We start from the raw sequence: 17,138 nt of genomic DNA on the forward strand, positions 1-17,138 counted from the left end.
GCAATATTAGAAACCAGCTATAACTTATCAGGAGATAATAAATAGCTAAAAAATATAGAAATATTTCTATAGGGTTGTTATTGATACAAAGTACTACTTGTTTTGCCGGATATGTTGTAACCGATGGGATAATTACCAAGGTTGCTAATTCTGAAGCGAATAATGATAGGTTTGTTGTTTCTGTATCTGGAGGCAGTGGTCCGTGTGCAAATCAAAATATATCGTTTCCAAAAGGAAAAGCCGGTTCACCGGAAATTTTTACTAGAGCTTTTAGTATGGCACTAACAGGACTTAGCACGGGCATGAAAGTGCGCATACATAATTACGAATCTGACGACTGTTTTAATGCTGCATGGATTGAACTTAGCAAGTAGTTTCTAACAAAGTACTGCTAGCTTAGGGATTACCTACGTTCCGCTTCGGTAATCCTATAAGTGCAGTGTTATGCGATCAAAGGACTAGGCCATGAGTAAGGTAATTTGTGGTCATTCAGACTTGATATGACAGTTCTTGATGCAGATTTACTGAGAGAAGAATTTGGAACAAGGAAAGTAGGAAATCACTAACAAATCGAGACGAATACAATTCAAACCAGTCTGGCCTTACAAATTCTTTCCACCAGCGCCTTCAGCTTGATCACTTCCGATTCCAGATACTTCAATTCCTCTTCTGTGATTTCGTAATGCTCTGAATAACGTGCGTCGATGTAGGCGCGTTGCAAGCGGCGAAAACAACGCCTATGGAATTTACTATCTAGGGGAAAAATACTGCCAAACTCGGGATCGATCTGTATGCAAAGATGTTGCAGTTTTTCGATGTTGTGAGTTTTCGGAAAGTAGTTAGTGCAGGTGAGGAGTGCACAGGCATACAATCGTTCTACAGATTGGTGAAGCATAAATGCAGCGTGAATTAAATCCTCTTCAGAGAGAGCAAATTCAAAGTGTCGAAGAAAACGAAAGGAAGAGTTTGAAAATTGATCATAATGCTTCTGCGCAATCTCGCGGCGTTCTGCTTCGGTTAAGTTTCCGGGTAGTGCCAGCGGTCTGGGAGTTGCCGAAAACAGCTCAATGCCTTCCTCACGGATATCCTTAAAAAAATAATGACCCTGAAGCAGGCGTTTATTCACGTCTTCCAGGTCATGCACAATCAACCCCAACGGCGCAGAAGTGACCTTGCGGCTGATCTGTTCTTCTGCCCGTTGCCAGACGATATCCTCATCCACCAGCGTCGGCTTGTTCACCACCACCAGAATATCGTAATCACTGATATAACCATTCTCCGGATCATTCACCCAGGTACCCTTGGCGTGGCTGCCAAAGAGAATGATTTTCAAAATCCGGTACTCGGTTCTGCGCCCGGTCTTGCCTTGCAGAAAATCCTCCAGAGTATCACGCAGGATGGTAGAGATAGTCTGGAGCTCGTGCTGCTTGGTTTTCGGCAGGTGATCAAGGCCGGTTTTCATGGTGATCGTGACAAATTCTTGAATACATACAAGCGGCTTAGTGTGAGGGTTGATAGCCGGAATGTCTATAGATTGGCCGGGCGGGGGCAGTGTTGGTTTGGAGGGGTTTATAGGGGACGAAACCAGTGATTGAGCCTGTGACAAATAACCGCGTTGTGAATAGTTTTTCGGGTATCGATTGTTTGCATTTTACACGCCCCTGTCAGCATGATTTACAGGATGCTGTATTCATAAACAGTATGTATAAAATAACACCTATTTTTTTGCGATAAATGTCATAAATAATCATGCTTTAAGACTCAGTATCCAGATATTCGCCGGATACTCGGTCTGAAGACATAATATCCGGAATAATGAGCTGAAAATACGATACTTGTCTGGTTGGTTAAGTATTATGGGTCTTCTATAAAGCCATGAATTCAGTGGCCTGCAGGCGACCGATTTTTCCGGATACTGCGTCTCCAGACCGAATATCCGGCGAGCGAAATTGACAGAAATGGGCTGTGTGCCTATGTTGATGGGGTTTGATGAGACTGAGTCAGTTTGGCGGCTCAGGAAAAAGCGTCTTCTGGATATTTTGTCAGATGACGTGGAATAACTGTTAAGTGATATTAAAGCAGTGTGGAGATATGAAAGAAAAGCTGAATAAAGACCAGTACTTGTTGATAGTGGGCTGCGCTGTAAAAGAGGATTTCTCTGCGTGGAACGAATACGTTAAAGAAACTGAAGACCTAATAAAATTACGTGAAGCAAATTTTGAAGGTTTAGTGATCAAAGAGGCTATATTCCAGAATAAAAATGGCGAGGGTGCTGATTTTTATGGTGCCAACTTCAGTAATGCTCACTTATTATCTGTTGATATGACTGACTGCCATTTTATGGAAGCAAACCTTTCATCTGTTCGTGCAGAAGGTTCAGCTTTCCATCGTGCAGACTTTGTGAGAGCAGAGCTAACTAAAAGTACTTTTACCCTCTGTAATTTTTATGACGCGTCTTTTCAAGAAGCGAATATGTTTTCTGTAGAATTCTATGAGTCTCATTTTCAGGATTGCCGTTTCAATCGTGCTGACTTGTCAAAGGCAAAATTTTACGGCGGAGGCTATAACCCGCTTGTGCGTCAAGAGTTACGTTTTAACTTATGCGGGGCAAGTTTTTATAATGCTAAGTTTACGAGCGAAACGTATTTTCATTTGGCAGATGTGTCCAAAGAGACGGACTTTCGAACAATTAGCTTCGAAAGCGCATGCTATTCGGCAGGATTAAGGCAGTCTCTTCAATATTGTAACCGCCGACATAATTGGAATGACTGGTATAAGAATAATGGTTTTTTTAATAAGCGTTTAGTCCGACTATTTTGGTTTGCATCAAATTATGGAAGCTCTCCCAAACGGGTAATACAGTCATTTTTCTCGGTGTGCTTCTTATATGCATTGATTTACTGGTTGTTTCCATCCCTAACCTCTGTCGAGGGAGATATATCATTTATACGTAGTATTTACTTTTCTGTTGTAACTATGACTACGTTAGGTTTTGGTGATATTTATGCAAATTCTAGTAGTTGGTTTTCTCAGCTGCTATTGACTACTCATGTATTATCAGGGTATGTGTTATTAGGTGCATTAATAACGGTATTATCAAATTTATTTTCCGCCGATGGGCCATCGCGAGGATTGGTCAAGCACCCGCCAGAACCAAAGGCAAGAATGAGGATTAGCGTCAAAAATATCACTTAACAAGGTGCTGCTGCGGAAAATTTACTCGCTGGCGCTCCTAAATTTCCGCAGAGCACGGCGTTAAGTGTGAATCATGAACAAACATTGTTGCGAACGGATGGAAGGCGCAATCAAGCTGGATTGCGAGTTACACGAAGATATTTATTCATGTCCCGATGTTCTTATAAGCTACACATCAAAATTCGACGAATATGGCTTAATCATTCATGATGGTGGTTCTGCTTCAATAGCTATCATATTTTGTCCGTGGTGCGGTACGAAGCTGCCTGAATCCAAAAGAGATTTGTGGTTTGATGAATTAGAGAATAATACAGGACACCCATCTTAACTATTGATATTCACGCCAACAGCCGGCATTATTCGATACTGTATATTTATCAGTATAAAGATGTATGATCATGACCCGATCAAGGAAGTCGCAAATCTCACTTGAAGCCACGCCTTATTATCACTGTGTTTCCCGCTGTGTCCGTCGGGCGTTTCTGTGTGGAGTTGATGCCCTCACCCGGATTAGCTACGAACATCGTCGCCAGTGGGTTGAGGATAGACTGTTGTGGCTGGGTGAGATATTCGCCATCGATATCTGCGCTTATGCCGTTATGTCTAACCATGTCCATGTGGTGCTGCATATTAATGTGCTCCAAAGCCGGCAATGGTCCGCAGAAGACGTTGTGATGCGATGGCATCGTCTGTACAGAGGCTCAGCACTCAGCCACCGGTTTCTGAAAGGTGATGCCTTCTCACCGGCAGAGCAGCAGGCGTTTGAAGCCTTAGTGGCCCAGTGGCGGGAAACCCTGACTTCCATCAGTCGGTTTATGGCGGTGCTTAATGAAGGTATCGCCCGGCGTGCCAATGCCGAAGATCGCTGTACCGGTCGTTTCTGGGAGGGCAGGTTTAAGTCTCAAGCATTGCTCGACGAACAGGCCTTAGCCGCCTGTATGGCGTATGTGGATCTGAATCCCATTCGAGCCAGGATGGCTGTGATACACCGGAAACGTCTGACCATACCTCCGTTCAAATGCGTATTGCGTGCGCCAAGGCGTCCAAACAACCCGGTGATTTACTTCCTTTTGTTGGCAATCCCAGCGCAGACATGCCCGAAGGTTTGCCATTCCAATTAAGCGATTACCTGGAATTGGTGGATTGGACCGGCAGAGCGATTCGGGAAGACAAACGTGGATCTATTGCAGAATCACTTCCTCCCATTCTGACCCGCCTGAATATTTCCGGTAAACAGTGGCAACAATTAACACAGCAATTTGAAAAACAGTTCAGGTGTTTTGCCGGGCAGAGGTCGTCGTTTGAGAAAGTCAGAGATTATTTTCAGTTAAGCCGAACACCACCGAATTTGTTGGCGACCTGATTTCATATCACACCATCAAGTATCCTACTTAAAAGCCTGACTCCTCAAGTAACCTGCTACGCCTCCAGGTCAGCCAGAACTATATTTTTGTTTGCTTTGGAACAAGATGTATATAGTTTGGTTATGTAGTAAACCTGATTCATTCGGTTTTTTTTACAAGGTAGTAGCGAATCATCGTTGCCTTGTTTCGTTTTTTTATTTTAAAGTGGGTGTCCTGTTATATTAATAAAACCATGAATTCAGTGGCCTGCAGGCGACCGATTTTTCTGGATACTGCGTCTCCAGACCGAATATCCAACGAGCGAAATTGACAGAAATGGGCTGTGTGCCTATGTTGATGGGATTTGATGAGACTGAGTGAGTTTGGCGGCTCAGGCAAAAGCGTCTTCTGGATATTTTGTCAGATGACGTGGAATAACTGTTAGCATACCGATTCATCCATAAAACGGAGTTAGAATTTTGAATCGCACTATAAACATTCGTATAACTGATTCAACAAATAAGTCTTGGCAATTCACAGGTCTTAGAGAGCTATACGAGTTTATTGATTCAGAAAAGACCTACTGGAAAGAGAAACGGGATTTATTGGCAAAAAATGAGAGAAATGTGCATCAGTACATGAATGCTCATGCCGTATTACAAAATATCACCAATACAATCGATAGCTGGAAAGACAACCTTGAAGCCTGGGATGACAATCAATTCAATCAACAATTCCAGAATCTTCAGCGAAATAGTTTCAACAACCTGAATAGCCAATGGATGTGGAGTGGACACCCATATAGTAGTGTTTATGCCAAGTGTCATGAATTACACGGAAGCGTAGCGGCGACAGCATTTATTGACTTCGTGGTACGAGGACAGATAAGTAATAACAATACTCGGCAAGGATTTACGGGCTTAATGCTTGCTTATGAGTTTATTAACCAAGATTCTGAATTAGTTAAGAGGCGCAATGGTGAAAAGGTTTCGCTTGGGCATTTAAGAAATCAGTTAAACGAAACAACTAGCAAACTAATTGGTGAGGTTGAGGATTTCAAGTCCGATTTCTCTCGCTGGGATGAACAAACTAGAAGTGATTGGAGTGAGTGGAAGGAGAATGTTTCTACTGCATGGGATGAATGGATGCAGACATCTTCGGCTGAGCATTCAGATCAGTTATCTTCCCAAAAGGATGAGTTCATAAATTATATGGATGGCTGTAGAACAAGGATTGCCGACTTAGAGAATACATATCAGGAAAAGCTCAGATTAGAAAAACCAGCAGATTATTGGAAGAAGGCGGCAAGAAAGTATGGCATTCAAGGCGGATTATGGAGTTTGGCTCTAGTATTTTCTATGTTGTTAGGCTTCGTCTATTTCTATGATTTCTTTATAGCGTGGTTAAAAGGCCAAGAAATTGGAGTAAAACTGCATACGTTGCAGGGGATAGTTATCTTCGGATCGATAATAACGGTTTACGCTTTCCTTATTAAAACGATTTCCAGGCTAGCGTTTAGTGCTTTTCATCTTATGAGGGATGCAGAAGAACGAGAACAGCTAACTTATCTTTACCTTGCGCTTAATCATGGAGGAGATATTGATGCAAGTTCTAGAGAGATCGTGTTACAAGCATTGTTTAGTCGCACCGAGACAGGTCTTCTAGCATCTGAGTCAGGTCCAACCATGCCAGGCATGGCCGAACTTATTAGAACAGCGAGTAAGGCCAAATAATGCGCACGAGAAATATGCTAACAATCGCGTCAATTGGGACTGGTTTTCCGCTAGCGCTCCAAACCAGCCCATTACGCGGGCGTTAGGCGAAAGGTAATCCCATAGATATGATTGATAAAGAAGAACTACACAACATAAATTATGCAGTTGATAACTTTCGTCATTTTCTCTCTGATTCTGAGCGAGTGGCTTTGGATGCAGTCGCGCTAAATGTGACTGGCCTTGGGGATGATAAAGTATCTATTCATATTAAAGGATGTGCAGAGCCATCGGAAGACGTAAGAGAATTACTAAAAGATGGTATGTCTGCCCTGAGGCGGAAGTTGGCAACAAAGCTACTTTCAGAATATCGTAACGAAATATATACAAATAGCTGTTCTAAATGTGGAAAGTTGCCTAAAACTCCAAAGGCTAGAATGTGCACGTGGTGTGGTCATTCATGGTTCGAGTAAATGCGCCTAACAAATTGCTCAATTTGACGCAGCGGTCTACGTTCCTTTTTGTGCATTCGCTTCGCTCATTTTTGCACAAAAATGCACTCCAACCGCTGCGCAAATTAGCAAGGCGTTAGAATTGGTTCTTCATTCAAGTAAATTATGGTTCCGTGGCACAGTCAAATCCGCTACGGTGCAAAGTTAAAATCAGGTGGTATCCAATCGTTAAACTGGGTGCCAAGTTACCATAAAATTGGGTTTGTCCAGTGGCAATTGTTATTCAAAGTTCAATGGTTTCCCGGTCATGCACAATTCTAACAATACAAAGCTGCGGACCACTTCGTGTCAGCTGTTTTAAGCGTTAAATGCTTGAAATCGTTCAAACCAATTAAGGAGAGTTAGCTTGAGTAGCGAAGAAGAAAAAGCAGTAGAAGATTCTCAGGACGATGCTCCAGAGAATGGTGACGTATCGACGCCAAAACAAAGGCGAAAGAAATCAAAAGGAACCCGTCCATTTCCCGTTAATACAATTGAAGAATCGATTGCCGTAGCCAAAGTTATTCGTGAATTTAATGGCGGCAACCCTTGGGGTCCAGATGATATAGCCAAGGCATTGAAGGTCGGAAAGGGTAATAATCTATACTATTTGACGGCTTCGTCCCGAGACTATGGTTTCACAGAAGGAACAATAAGAGCCGAAAAAATATCATTGGCTAACCTGGGTAAAAATGTAGTTTATGCCCGCTCTAAAGAGGAGGAAGTGCAAGCATATGCCGCAGCCTTCAATAACGTTCCATTATTTAAATCTGTCCACGAATATTACAAAGGTAGAGAACTTCCTCAAATTGATTATCTCCGAAATACATTAGTAACTGAGTTCTCATTAGATGAAGAGTTTCATGATGAATTTTATGAAACCTACCAGAAAAACATCCGATTCCTAGCCGATAATAAAGTTCTTGATGCAAAAGTTTCAGGGCCTCAATCAACGCCAAAACAACACTCTGATGATTCCTTAATATTGGGTGAGCCTGAAGGAAAGTCATCCCTTGTAGCATTTGTTGCAATGCCATTCTCAGAAAAGAGTGGGGATTATCCGGATGGTTTCTTTGATGAAGTTCTAACTCAAATAATTACTCCTGCCGCAATCAGTGCGGGCTTCAAAGCCGAAACAGCAAAGAAAATGGGTAGTGATGTAATTCAATCGACCATTATTGGTGACCTAACTAAAGCAGACCTAGTAATTGTTGATTTAACTGAACACAACCCCAATGTTCTCTTCGAGCTTGGTTGGCGTATGGCAATAGACAAGCCAGTAGTTCTTATAAGAGCAATTGGAACCAAACCAATCTTCGATGTTGATCATATGCTGAGAGTATTTGACTATGATCCAAGGTTGTGGAAAAGCACAATTGAGAAAGATATTCCGAAGATGGCAGAACACATCAAGGCGAGTTGGAAAAATCGGAATAGCGATAAGACATATGCAAAAATGCTGAATAGTAAGTAGTAGGCATTTAACAAGCGCGTGCAAGGGACAAAACTACGCTCCAACAAATTGTGGCTCGCTTTGCTCACTTTACCACAATTTGTTTCCGCTACGTTTTGTCCCTGACGCGAGCGTTAAGGTATTTATGGAACGTATTCGAAAAATAAAAACAGGCGATGCTGAGGAGCTCCGGAGGTTATACGGTTCCGTAGTAAATGAAGAGCTTCCATACATACTTAGAAATAGCGTTCCGAGTGTCGAAGAAGAAACACGTTTTATTCAGTCTGTATTGGATAATGACGGTACGATTCTCGTATATGAGAGAGAAAATGGTTCCTTAATCGGAATGTTAACCATAAATAGAATGCCTCATCCTCAACTTAGTCATCGGGCAAGCTTTGGCATTTCTGTTTCTAAGTCTCATCGGAGTCAGGGTATTGGAGAAAGTCTAATTCAACACGCAAAGGTGTGGTGTAAGGACAATGGCATTTCTCAATTGAGCCTAGAAGTATTGGCTTCAAACCCCGCAATCTCTTTGTACGAAAGGCTGGGTTTTGTAGTGATTGGAGAAAATAGCATGGGTATTAAGCTAGAAAAAGAATACCATCCTGTCTTAACAATGGCGGTACCAATATCTTAACAAAACGCTGAAGCAATTCAGCCCTAAATTCACCGCTACGCGGCGGGCTGTGGACTCGCATTCGCTCGCCGCTTAGCTACACGTTAAGTTTAAGAATCATGAATCGAGCACTTGCACAAAAAGTAATTGGTCTGGCTCTTGTTCTGAGTGGCGTAGTACTCCTTGCTCTCAAAGTAACGAGCATCCCCGAAGCTAAGGAAAATTGGGACGCTTGGGCTTCTCCGGGTCGCGGCACATTCTTATTCATTGGGGTATTAGCTGCTGAGTTATTATTTTTAGCCGCTCGTTTTTTCCTGGGTTACGTTCATTTAACGGGCAAGCACCTTGGCCCTTGGAGTTTCTATCCCTTGGTGGTGTTTGTTGCACTAAGTGGCCTATCAGGCATTATTTTAGGTGTTGCGAGTTTAGCTATTCGTTTTGGGCAAGGTCAGAGTCATGCTGCAAAAACTTAACAAATAAGAATATGTCGCGCGATAGCCGCGACATATTCCATTGTTGAACAAGCCCGGTCCACAGTGTCTGCCTTCTTATTTATAGGGAATATATCGTTGAGTGTTTTCTCTTTTCCTGACGCCTGTATCCGCGTCACTTTTCTTCAGCCGAGTACCAGCCTCACCCGGTCGGTGATATTTTTTTCACGGCTCCCATCGTTTCTTTAGTCCTCTTCTGCAGGTGACTTATCGGCACTGTATGTACGCAGAACTTGTTATCCTGGTGGTCGTTTTCGTCTCGTAATATTGGTGATCACCATCGCCTGCTGACAATACGGACACAGAAAACACGCTCGCTTAATCGGCTCAATCCTCGAAAGGTTCACACGCAATACCCACTGAATTATTTTCAGCAACGCTTTGGCATTACCGTGCAGGAAACCGTAATCGCGTACGCGCCTAAACCCGGTTGGCAACACGTGTTGCAGTAGCAACAGCAGAAAATCCTCACCCGGCAGGGTTCGGGTTTGCACCGTTTGAGTTTGATTGTCTGTATACCGGAACGTCACCTGTTGACCATCGTCACTCAACAGATTGTGATTGCTGAGAACACCGCGATATAAATAACGCGACAGATACTTCAACGCACTTTCACCGTGCCCGACGTCCTGGCATTGAACGACCCACTGCGAGGGTGTTGTTGGCAAGGCCAGTCCAGCGTCTCTCAATTGCGTTAACAACCGTGCCCGAAATACCTTGGCCAGCGCCCGGCCATTAAACAGATAATTGCCCTTCAGTTTGCGCCATTCTTTATGTGCCCGGTGAACACCGCCACCCGGTACGACGATATGCACATGCGGGTGATAGTCGAGTCGTCGGGTATGGGTGTGCAGCACAGCGGTCAGCCCCAACCTCGCGTGCAACCGGGGTGAGTTCAGGGCAAAGTCCTGCAAGGTTTTGGCGGCACACTGGAACAGTGCCGCATAGACAATGCGTGGATGGTGTTGTGCGAGCGCGCGCAACTCATACGGCAGTGTGAACGTGGCCAGAAAGTAACGCACCGGTAACCGCTTCTGTTGTTGTCGTACCAACCATTGGCGGGTGTTGTGATGCTGGCACTGATTGCAGAAGCGATGGCCGCACGCCAGATGGCGTTCCATTGTGCCCGCACACTGCCGACAGGCCAGATCCATTGTGCCGTACCGTTCGGTACGACAGCCCAGCAAAGCATGGATGGCGGAACGCTGTTGCGCGGTGATTTGAACGCCCGGTCGTGCCAGCAACCGGGGCCAGTAGCGTTCAATAATCTCAACCAGGGTCATCGCCGCATTCCCTCTGCCAGTGAACCTGAAGCTGACTCATCAACTCATTAATGAACTGATGGGATTGCTGCACCGTGGTCTCAGTCAGTTGGGTATAGAGAGCCGTTGTTTTGGGACATTCATGACCCATCTCATGCTGGATGGCGCGCAGGTTCAACCCGGCTTCAACCAGGTGAGCCCCATAGCAGTGTCGTAAACTGTGGGGCGTGATGCGTTTGTGAATATTGCACTCGGCCACAATGACTTTGAAGGCGCGCTGAACACCGCCACGATCCATGATGACACGACTGGCAAAGCGCTCCTCAGCCGTCTTGCCCGCGGGAAAGAGCAGCTTTGGGTGACGATGGGTCACCCAGTATCGGCGCAAGGCTGACAAGGCGGCGTCGGGCAGAGTGACAAAGTGGTCTTTCTTGCCTTTACCCTGGCGGATATGCACCCGCCTGTGTTCACTGTCGATATCCCCGACCCGTAGGTTCAAGGCTTCACCAAGTCGCAGCCCCATGCTGTATGTCACCAGAATAAAGGTTTGATAGCGCAACTCGCGGGCGGTGTTGATGACCCGCTCGATCTCATTCAAGGTCAGGATATCGGGCAAGACACGGGTTTGCGGTGGTTTGACAATATCGACCCATTGCCAGGGTTTGCCGAGGACCTGATCGTAGAAGAACTGTAAGCCGTTGCGATCCACCTTCACGGTGCTCCAGGAATGGCTTTTAACCAGCGCGAGAAAATAGTCTTTGAGTTGATCCAGGGTTAAGCGGTCAGGGCATTGATCGAAATACTCGGTGATACGCCGTACGGCCCGGGCATAGCAATCGATGGTTGACTTGGTCTTGCCTTGTCGGATGAGTGCGTTAACATGCTGTTGGTACAGTGAATTGAATCGTTTTTGCTGTGCTTTGTTCATCATAATGCCTCCGTGATCGCAGAGCGGAATGTCTGCGTAGAGGCATTATTACTTTAGTGTGGTGTGTGTGGGTTTTAATCTGCCGCATAGCGGCTTCGTTCAACAAGTCAATCAACTACGCGCCTTCGGCGCCGGACGCAGCAAAGCTGCGCCGGTTATTGAGGCGTTAACTGCTTTAGGTAAGAACCGTTGAATTTAATTGTTACTCAAAATCCAGATCAAGATTTAGTTGATGGTATAAGAGCAGGACTTCAGGTCCATAATCGTCCGTTTCTAGAAAATGTAGTCCGAACTCATTTGTCTGTTCATGGAAAATTTGAAGACGGTAGCGTTGCATGTGGAATTGTCGGAGAAGTATGGGGTGCGTGGCTTTCCATAAAGTACTTATTCGTTAGCCCATCACGAAAACAGCAAGGAATTGGATCTGAATTGCTATCAAAACTTGAAGAGAGAGCTGTTTCTCTTGGCGCAAAACAAGCAGTACTTGAAACCTATAGCTTTCAAGCTAAAGGGTTCTATGAGAAAAATGGTTATGAGCTAAGAATGACATTGGATAATTGCCCTGAAACTGAGCAGTTGCACTATATGACTAAGGTGCTTGGTCAGAGCAGTTAACAAAAAGTAGCTGCATTTGGCCCGCTTTTTACCGCTGTCGCGGCGGGCCATCGACTCACATTCGTTCGCGGCAGTACAAAAACGTTAGGGATCATGATGGCTCAGGCTGATAATCCAACTATAAAGTGTGGTACACATGGTACGGTAAACTCTGCTGTCGTATGTTGCCATTTATTGCAAAAAACAGAATGTGTTTTGGGTTTCATTGAAAACAGCTCCGAACCTGATGACTTACAAGCTTGGTGTGGTGCCTGTGAGGAGTTTTTTCTTAACGAAGGTGAAATGACTGAGGCGTTCAGAGCATTTAATAATTTCAGTCTGGTTTGCGAGTTTTGTTATGCAAAAATTAAACAGCAGCATTCAGCCAATCCCTAACAAGGCGCATCACTCGCAGTCTGCGACTGCTGGGACGTCAAACGCTAACGCGTTTTTCCGCCCGTGTGCTTTGCATTAAGGCAAAAGGTACCACGTGAATATTTTCAGCTGGTTCTTTAGAAAACGAGCGATCAAAAAACATGTCAGAGTGCTTGGTCCGGCGCTGAGAGAAAGGTTTGGCTATAAGAGGACTTACACGGCGACGCAAGTTACGGATACAGCAACTTCACTGAATCTGCCTGACAAGTATCTTTGTTATGCCATAGCGCTTTACTGTACTAAAGAGGAATACGAGCGGAGCACAACTCATCCGCAATCAATGGTTATGGATTATGCAATGGCCAGAGCAGTGAGCTTCAATGTAGCGATTGTTACTGCTGTCGGTGGTGTTTCTGCCGAGAACGGAGTGTCATCAGGCGGCGATGCTGGAGATGGATTTGGCGGTGGTGATGGCATCTAGGGAAATTGCCCGGTGCGAGTCTAACCTTAACAAGTCGCTGTAGTACGCGGCCGATGGCCGCCGGACGCCCTTTTCATTGCGGCTTCTCCTCCATTACAAGGGCGCCGCTAAGCTTTGCGTTAGAATTGGTTCTTCATTCAAGTAAATTATGGTTCCGTGGCACAGTCAAATCCGCTACGGTGCAAAGTTAAAATCAGGTGGTATCCAATCGTTAAACTGGGTGCCAAGTTACCAAAAAATTGGGTTTGTCCAGTGGCAATTGTTATTCAAAGTTTGGTGGTTTCCCGGTCATGCACAATTCTAACAATACAAAGCTGCGGACCACGTCGTGTCCCGCAGTTTTAGGCGTTAGGCAACCGAGTCTCCCCAATGAAATGGAAAATAATCGAGGAAAGAAAAAGGAAATATGCAGACGAATCATATTACCTAAAGGCAGAGCTTTGTTGTACTGAAGGTACATATATTTTAGAAGTATGTTGGGCTCAAATAATGTACGCGCTAACCGTTGAGATTTTTAAGAAAGATTCAGATCCAGAATTAATTTATGATTGTATGGTTTACTATGAAGATCGTATTGAGAAATATGGTCATCAAGTAATGAGAATGATTGAGAGCTCTCCCGTGAAAAATCTTAAGAAATTGAATTCATTTCAAAGAGATGGCGTTCTCAATCATGAGCTAAGTGAAAAATACAATGTAACGTTTAAAACCAATTTGCCAGTGAGAGGAAATGCCTAACCAAGCCATCTTGCATCGCACCTGTTGCACAGGCGCTGGACAAATTTTCCGTGGGCCTTTTTTGTTTTTTAACGCTATGCTAAAACAAAACGGTCCACTCCAAATTTGCCGCAAATGGCGGCGTTAGAATTGGTTCTTCATTCAAGTAAATTATGGTTCCGTGGTACAGTCAAATCCGCTACGGTGCAAAGTTAAAATCAGGTGGCATCCAATCGTTAAACTGGGTGTCAAGTTACCAAAGAATTGGGTTTGTCCGGTGGCAATTGTTATTCAAAGTTCAGTGGTTTCCCGGTCATGCACAATTCTAACAATACAAAGCTGCGGACCACTTCGTGTCCGCAGTTTTAGGCGTTATACGCTAATCATCCAAGACAGGTGAAATTACCATGTCCATGAGTTTCTTTTTAATACTTAGTCTTGATACACCGTTGCAGACAGATCAAATAAATAAAGATATCAATGAGCCTTACGGTATCCGTTATGAGCAAGGTGTTGACCTTAAATCTCACTCGGGCTTTTTGCCAATCGTACACAACGGAGTCAAAACTGGTGTGGAAACCTACTACATACCTATTAGTGAGTTAGAAGGCCATTTACCACCAGAACCTCCAATAGATGAGTCACAAACTCAAGTATTACAACTGCGTTGGGGCGGCGATATGAATGAAAGTATTGCAGCAATTAAAACGGCTGTTGCAATATCAACAACATACAATGGTATGGTGTTTGACGCATCAAGCAACCAATATGTAAAACCAGCGGAGTTGCTTATGGGGCTGGAGTACTTGCAAGCAGAGATGTAGTACGCGCATAACAAACGCTTGCAGCCGAGGCCAAACACTACGCAATTTTGGTGTTACTCGCTGCGCTCAAACAATAACACTAAAACCGCTCCGCGTTAGGCCCGGCTGAAGCGGGCGTTAAATGTCATGAAGAGAGATTCAAGTTGCCGAAGAAGAAAAAGTTTATAGCTGCAATATCGCAAATGACAAAGAACGGTGTTCCGGTATATGCTGGGTGTAACCACTATCGTGGCGAAGCTATATTTAGCCCCACTTTCAATACGTGCTATTTCAACAACGTAACTCTTACAAAAGCCAAGGGCGGCGGAGTCAATGACAGTAATTACGTGTGTAAAGACAGTGGTGAATATTTTAGGGTCATGAAGTTTGAAGAGCTGTAAATCAAAATGCAGCAAACATTTAACAAGGCCAGCCACAAACGCCAGCAAGCTGGCTGGACTAGCGCCTGCGGCGCTCGCCTGTGCTGGCGGCGTTAAGTGTGAATCATGAATAAAAATTGTTGCGAACGGATGGAAGGCGCAATCAAGCTGGATTGCGAGTTACACGAAGATATTTATTCGTGTCCCGATGTTCTTATAAGCTACACATCAAAATTCGACGAGTATGGCTTAATCATTCATGATGGTGGTTCTGCTTCAATAGCTATCATATTTTGTCCGTGGTGCGGTACGAAGCTGCCTGAATCCAAAAGAGATTTGTGGTTTGATGAATTAGAGAAGCTTGGTTTTGATGATCCAGGCGAACAAAAAATACCAAACGAGTACACAAGTGATGCCTGATATAGAAACACTTAACAAAGCCAGCCATGTCGCTACGCTGGACTCGCAACAAGTTGCTCGCCCATGCTGGCGGCGTTACGTGTAATTAATCATGAACCCAGATATTTACAAAATCGAATTAATTGGAAGTGGTTCTTTGTCTGTTATGGCAAAGCCAGTTTCGGGAGAATGGATAGAAGATGAATTCTCTGGTATAGCTCGATGGGGAATAAATCGAATTGTGTCTTTGCTCGAAGATCACGAAGCATTTGAAGTAGGCTTGAACAACGAGAAGCAACTTGCCGAGAAATATGGAATGGAGTTTATTTTATACCCAATTCCTGATAGAGGTTTGCCGAGCACAATCCAAGAGTATTTGTGTTTTACTAAACGTCTTTATCATGAAGCTGCAGGTGGTCTCAATACGGTCGTTCATTGCCGTGCTGGAATCGGCAGAACGGGTATCATTGCGGCAGGTGTATTGCTTCATTGTGGCTTCTCTCCCATTGAGGCCTTCGAACATATTTCAAAAATACGAGGGGTGTCTGTGCCAGACACTCAAGAACAAATTGATTGGGTGGCTAAAAGTTATGAAGCACTGCCCAACACGTAACAAGGCCAGGTTGTCGGACCTCCTTACAGTCGGCCGCAACTGGCGGTGTTAGTTGTCTCTAGGAAATATGAATATTAAATACTGCCCATTGTGTGGCTTCGGTCCAATAGGTGAATACGCAACAGAGAATGAACTTCGTTCCTCATACGATATTTGTTCATGTTGTGGCTGTGAATACGGTTATGACGACATCGAGAAACATTATGAGGAATGGGTGAAAGATGGCTGTGAATGGTTCACCCCAGAAGATAAACCGAAAAATTGGTCTTTAGATAAACAAATTGAAAATCAAATTAGACCTTGGCCACCTAAACCGGGAATCAACTAACAAACTTAGGCATGTTCGCCCTTCGGGCTGGACTCGCTTCGATCGCCCATGCTAAGGGCGTTATGTTTCGAGGAATATATGAAGAAGTACGTAGCAATATTATCTAATAAAAACAGAGCACTATTTAGTGATGAGTTATTAGATCAGCATGTAAGTTACCTTAAAGCACAGGAAAGACTTGGTAATATGGTGCTATGCGGCCCTTTCGCCGACAATGAGTCAGCGATTCAGATCTTGATGTCAGATAGCATAGATGACGCTTATGAAACAGTTGCATCAGACCCTTTTATTAGTGAAGGTTATTATGAAAATGTTGAGGTAAAAGAACTAATCGAAGCCAATGCCAGTAATAACTGGTTAGTCTCTGATCCACAAACCAATTCAAATCGCGCAGATTCAAAAACATAACAAACATATGTTGCAGATTAATTTTCGCTACACTTCAATTAACTGCAAATACGAGCGTTAGGCAAGGAATTCTATGAAGAACATTCAGGTCATTGATGGCGCGGACAACTGTGTGTATGACATCTTTGCCGCGACTGACGAGGAATTCACGCTCGTGTTTCCAGAGGGCACAAATGTTGCGTTCATCAATGAAGTTTATGAGCGCCACCCTGAAAAAACACTAGACGAGGCGTTCACCAAAATTTGGTCCCGGCCAGTCCGCAAGTGCAATACGATGGGCATCCACGGCACATTGTTCTATGAGTTGGACCACAAGAAGCAGTACTACCCAACACGACGGGACGAAGAGGCCGTTAATCCCGACGGCACACGGTTGAGATCCTTGGTAGGTCCTGACTAAATGTTTGACGAAAAAATATGTAAAAAGCCTAACAATGCCATGAAGTCTGTTCCGGGCCTTCGGCCCTCCACCGGACGCCCCTGTCGGGTCGCCGCTTATGGCTAGCGTTATGTGAAAACATAACAGGACACCCATCTGAAAACATA

Annotated in this window: 23 protein-coding genes; 20 read left to right on the top strand and 3 right to left on the bottom strand. The window is 44.3% G+C overall.

All coding sequences use genetic code 11. From position 1 onward, the window contains the following. The first annotated feature begins 80 nt into the window (after positions 1-80). Positions 81-374 (top strand): DUF5992 family protein, encoded by a 294-nt coding sequence (locus YC6258_RS29830; protein WP_144407661.1) that lies wholly within the window; start codon positions 81-83, stop codon positions 372-374. A 212-nt stretch (positions 375-586) separates the two neighbouring features. Here YC6258_RS29830 and YC6258_RS15420 read toward each other — a convergent pair whose 3' ends face one another. Next, positions 587-1,462 (bottom strand): HEPN domain-containing protein, encoded by an 876-nt coding sequence (locus YC6258_RS15420; protein ID WP_044617774.1) that lies wholly within the window; start codon positions 1,460-1,462, stop codon positions 587-589. Positions 1,463-2,091: 629 nt separating this feature from the next. On the opposite strand from YC6258_RS15420, the gene YC6258_RS15425 reads away from it, so the two are divergent. From YC6258_RS15425 to YC6258_RS15455, 9 genes are all read left to right on the top strand, one after another. After that, the gene (locus tag YC6258_RS15425; protein ID WP_044617775.1) at positions 2,092-3,195 is read left to right on the top strand and encodes a pentapeptide repeat-containing protein; all 1,104 of its coding nucleotides are present in this window, start codon (positions 2,092-2,094) and stop codon (positions 3,193-3,195) included. 73 nt (positions 3,196-3,268) lie between these two features. Then, positions 3,269-3,523, top strand: a complete 255-nt coding sequence (locus tag YC6258_RS28520; protein ID WP_082070744.1) for a DUF6980 family protein — start codon at positions 3,269-3,271, stop codon at positions 3,521-3,523. A 70-nt stretch (positions 3,524-3,593) separates the two neighbouring features. Then, complete coding sequence (locus tag YC6258_RS15430) at positions 3,594-4,316, top strand: transposase (protein ID WP_144407662.1); 723 nt, start codon at positions 3,594-3,596, stop codon at positions 4,314-4,316. After that, positions 4,289-4,558 (top strand): hypothetical protein, encoded by a 270-nt coding sequence (locus YC6258_RS29835; protein WP_144407663.1) that lies wholly within the window; start codon positions 4,289-4,291, stop codon positions 4,556-4,558. Before YC6258_RS15430 ends, YC6258_RS29835 begins: the two co-directional genes overlap by 28 nt. A 459-nt stretch (positions 4,559-5,017) precedes the next feature. Next, positions 5,018-6,271, top strand: a complete 1,254-nt coding sequence (locus YC6258_RS15435; protein ID WP_052830319.1) for a DUF6161 domain-containing protein — start codon at positions 5,018-5,020, stop codon at positions 6,269-6,271. A gap of 107 nt (positions 6,272-6,378) precedes the next feature. Beyond that, on the top strand, positions 6,379-6,723 hold the full coding sequence (locus YC6258_RS27410) for a hypothetical protein (protein ID WP_052830320.1): 345 nt from the start codon (positions 6,379-6,381) through the stop codon (positions 6,721-6,723). A gap of 385 nt (positions 6,724-7,108) precedes the next feature. Then, the gene (locus tag YC6258_RS30630) at positions 7,109-8,215 is read left to right on the top strand and encodes a hypothetical protein (protein WP_211264530.1); all 1,107 of its coding nucleotides are present in this window, start codon (positions 7,109-7,111) and stop codon (positions 8,213-8,215) included. 124 nt (positions 8,216-8,339) lie between these two features. Further along, positions 8,340-8,834: a GNAT family N-acetyltransferase gene (locus tag YC6258_RS15450; RefSeq protein ID WP_044617776.1), complete on the top strand. Its 495-nt coding sequence runs from the start codon at positions 8,340-8,342 to the stop codon at positions 8,832-8,834. A gap of 98 nt (positions 8,835-8,932) precedes the next feature. After that, positions 8,933-9,286 carry a hypothetical protein gene (locus YC6258_RS15455; RefSeq protein ID WP_044617777.1) on the top strand — a complete coding sequence of 118 codons (354 nt, stop codon included), beginning with the start codon at positions 8,933-8,935 and terminating at the stop codon, positions 9,284-9,286. Positions 9,287-9,540: 254 nt separating this feature from the next. Here the strand turns inward: YC6258_RS15455 and YC6258_RS15460 are convergent, their stop codons facing one another. Together YC6258_RS15460 and YC6258_RS15465 are read right to left on the bottom strand one after the other, a co-directional pair. Next, complete coding sequence (locus tag YC6258_RS15460) at positions 9,541-10,587, bottom strand: IS91 family transposase (protein WP_044617778.1); 1,047 nt, start codon at positions 10,585-10,587, stop codon at positions 9,541-9,543. After that, positions 10,574-11,497 (bottom strand): tyrosine-type recombinase/integrase, encoded by a 924-nt coding sequence (locus tag YC6258_RS15465; protein WP_211264531.1) that lies wholly within the window; start codon positions 11,495-11,497, stop codon positions 10,574-10,576. Before YC6258_RS15465 ends, YC6258_RS15460 begins: the two co-directional genes overlap by 14 nt. Before the next feature lie 186 nt (positions 11,498-11,683). Between YC6258_RS15465 and YC6258_RS15470 the strand changes: the two genes are divergently transcribed. The 10 genes from YC6258_RS15470 (at position 11,684) to YC6258_RS15510 (ending at position 16,992) form a co-directional block, all read left to right on the top strand. Next, positions 11,684-12,109 carry a GNAT family N-acetyltransferase gene (locus YC6258_RS15470; RefSeq protein ID WP_044617779.1) on the top strand — a complete coding sequence of 142 codons (426 nt, stop codon included), beginning with the start codon at positions 11,684-11,686 and terminating at the stop codon, positions 12,107-12,109. 96 nt (positions 12,110-12,205) lie between these two features. Continuing rightward, positions 12,206-12,484: a hypothetical protein gene (locus YC6258_RS15475; protein WP_044617780.1), complete on the top strand. Its 279-nt coding sequence runs from the start codon at positions 12,206-12,208 to the stop codon at positions 12,482-12,484. 94 nt (positions 12,485-12,578) lie between these two features. Next, positions 12,579-12,944, top strand: a complete 366-nt coding sequence (locus YC6258_RS29840) for a DUF6559 family protein (protein WP_144407664.1) — start codon at positions 12,579-12,581, stop codon at positions 12,942-12,944. A 369-nt stretch (positions 12,945-13,313) separates the two neighbouring features. Next, positions 13,314-13,682, top strand: a complete 369-nt coding sequence (locus YC6258_RS15480; RefSeq protein WP_044617781.1) for a hypothetical protein — start codon at positions 13,314-13,316, stop codon at positions 13,680-13,682. Between the two features lie 386 nt (positions 13,683-14,068). Continuing rightward, positions 14,069-14,485 carry a hypothetical protein gene (locus YC6258_RS15485; RefSeq protein ID WP_044617782.1) on the top strand — a complete coding sequence of 139 codons (417 nt, stop codon included), beginning with the start codon at positions 14,069-14,071 and terminating at the stop codon, positions 14,483-14,485. 485 nt (positions 14,486-14,970) lie between these two features. Then, entirely contained in the window at positions 14,971-15,264 is a 294-nt protein-coding gene (locus YC6258_RS15495; RefSeq protein WP_044617784.1) for a DUF6980 family protein, read from the top strand. Between the two features lie 91 nt (positions 15,265-15,355). Beyond that, entirely contained in the window at positions 15,356-15,856 is a 501-nt protein-coding gene (locus YC6258_RS15500) for a protein-tyrosine phosphatase family protein (RefSeq protein ID WP_044617785.1), read from the top strand. A gap of 67 nt (positions 15,857-15,923) precedes the next feature. Then, positions 15,924-16,184 (top strand): hypothetical protein, encoded by a 261-nt coding sequence (locus tag YC6258_RS29845; protein ID WP_144407665.1) that lies wholly within the window; start codon positions 15,924-15,926, stop codon positions 16,182-16,184. A 78-nt stretch (positions 16,185-16,262) separates the two neighbouring features. Then, positions 16,263-16,592 (top strand): YciI family protein, encoded by a 330-nt coding sequence (locus tag YC6258_RS28525; RefSeq protein ID WP_044620085.1) that lies wholly within the window; start codon positions 16,263-16,265, stop codon positions 16,590-16,592. 73 nt (positions 16,593-16,665) lie between these two features. Next, on the top strand, positions 16,666-16,992 hold the full coding sequence (locus YC6258_RS15510; RefSeq protein WP_044617786.1) for a hypothetical protein: 327 nt from the start codon (positions 16,666-16,668) through the stop codon (positions 16,990-16,992). Positions 16,993-17,138 lie beyond the last annotated feature (146 nt).

It is taken from the genome of Gynuella sunshinyii YC6258 (assembly GCF_000940805.1).
Taxonomy (GTDB): Bacteria; Pseudomonadota; Gammaproteobacteria; order Pseudomonadales; family Natronospirillaceae; genus Gynuella; species Gynuella sunshinyii.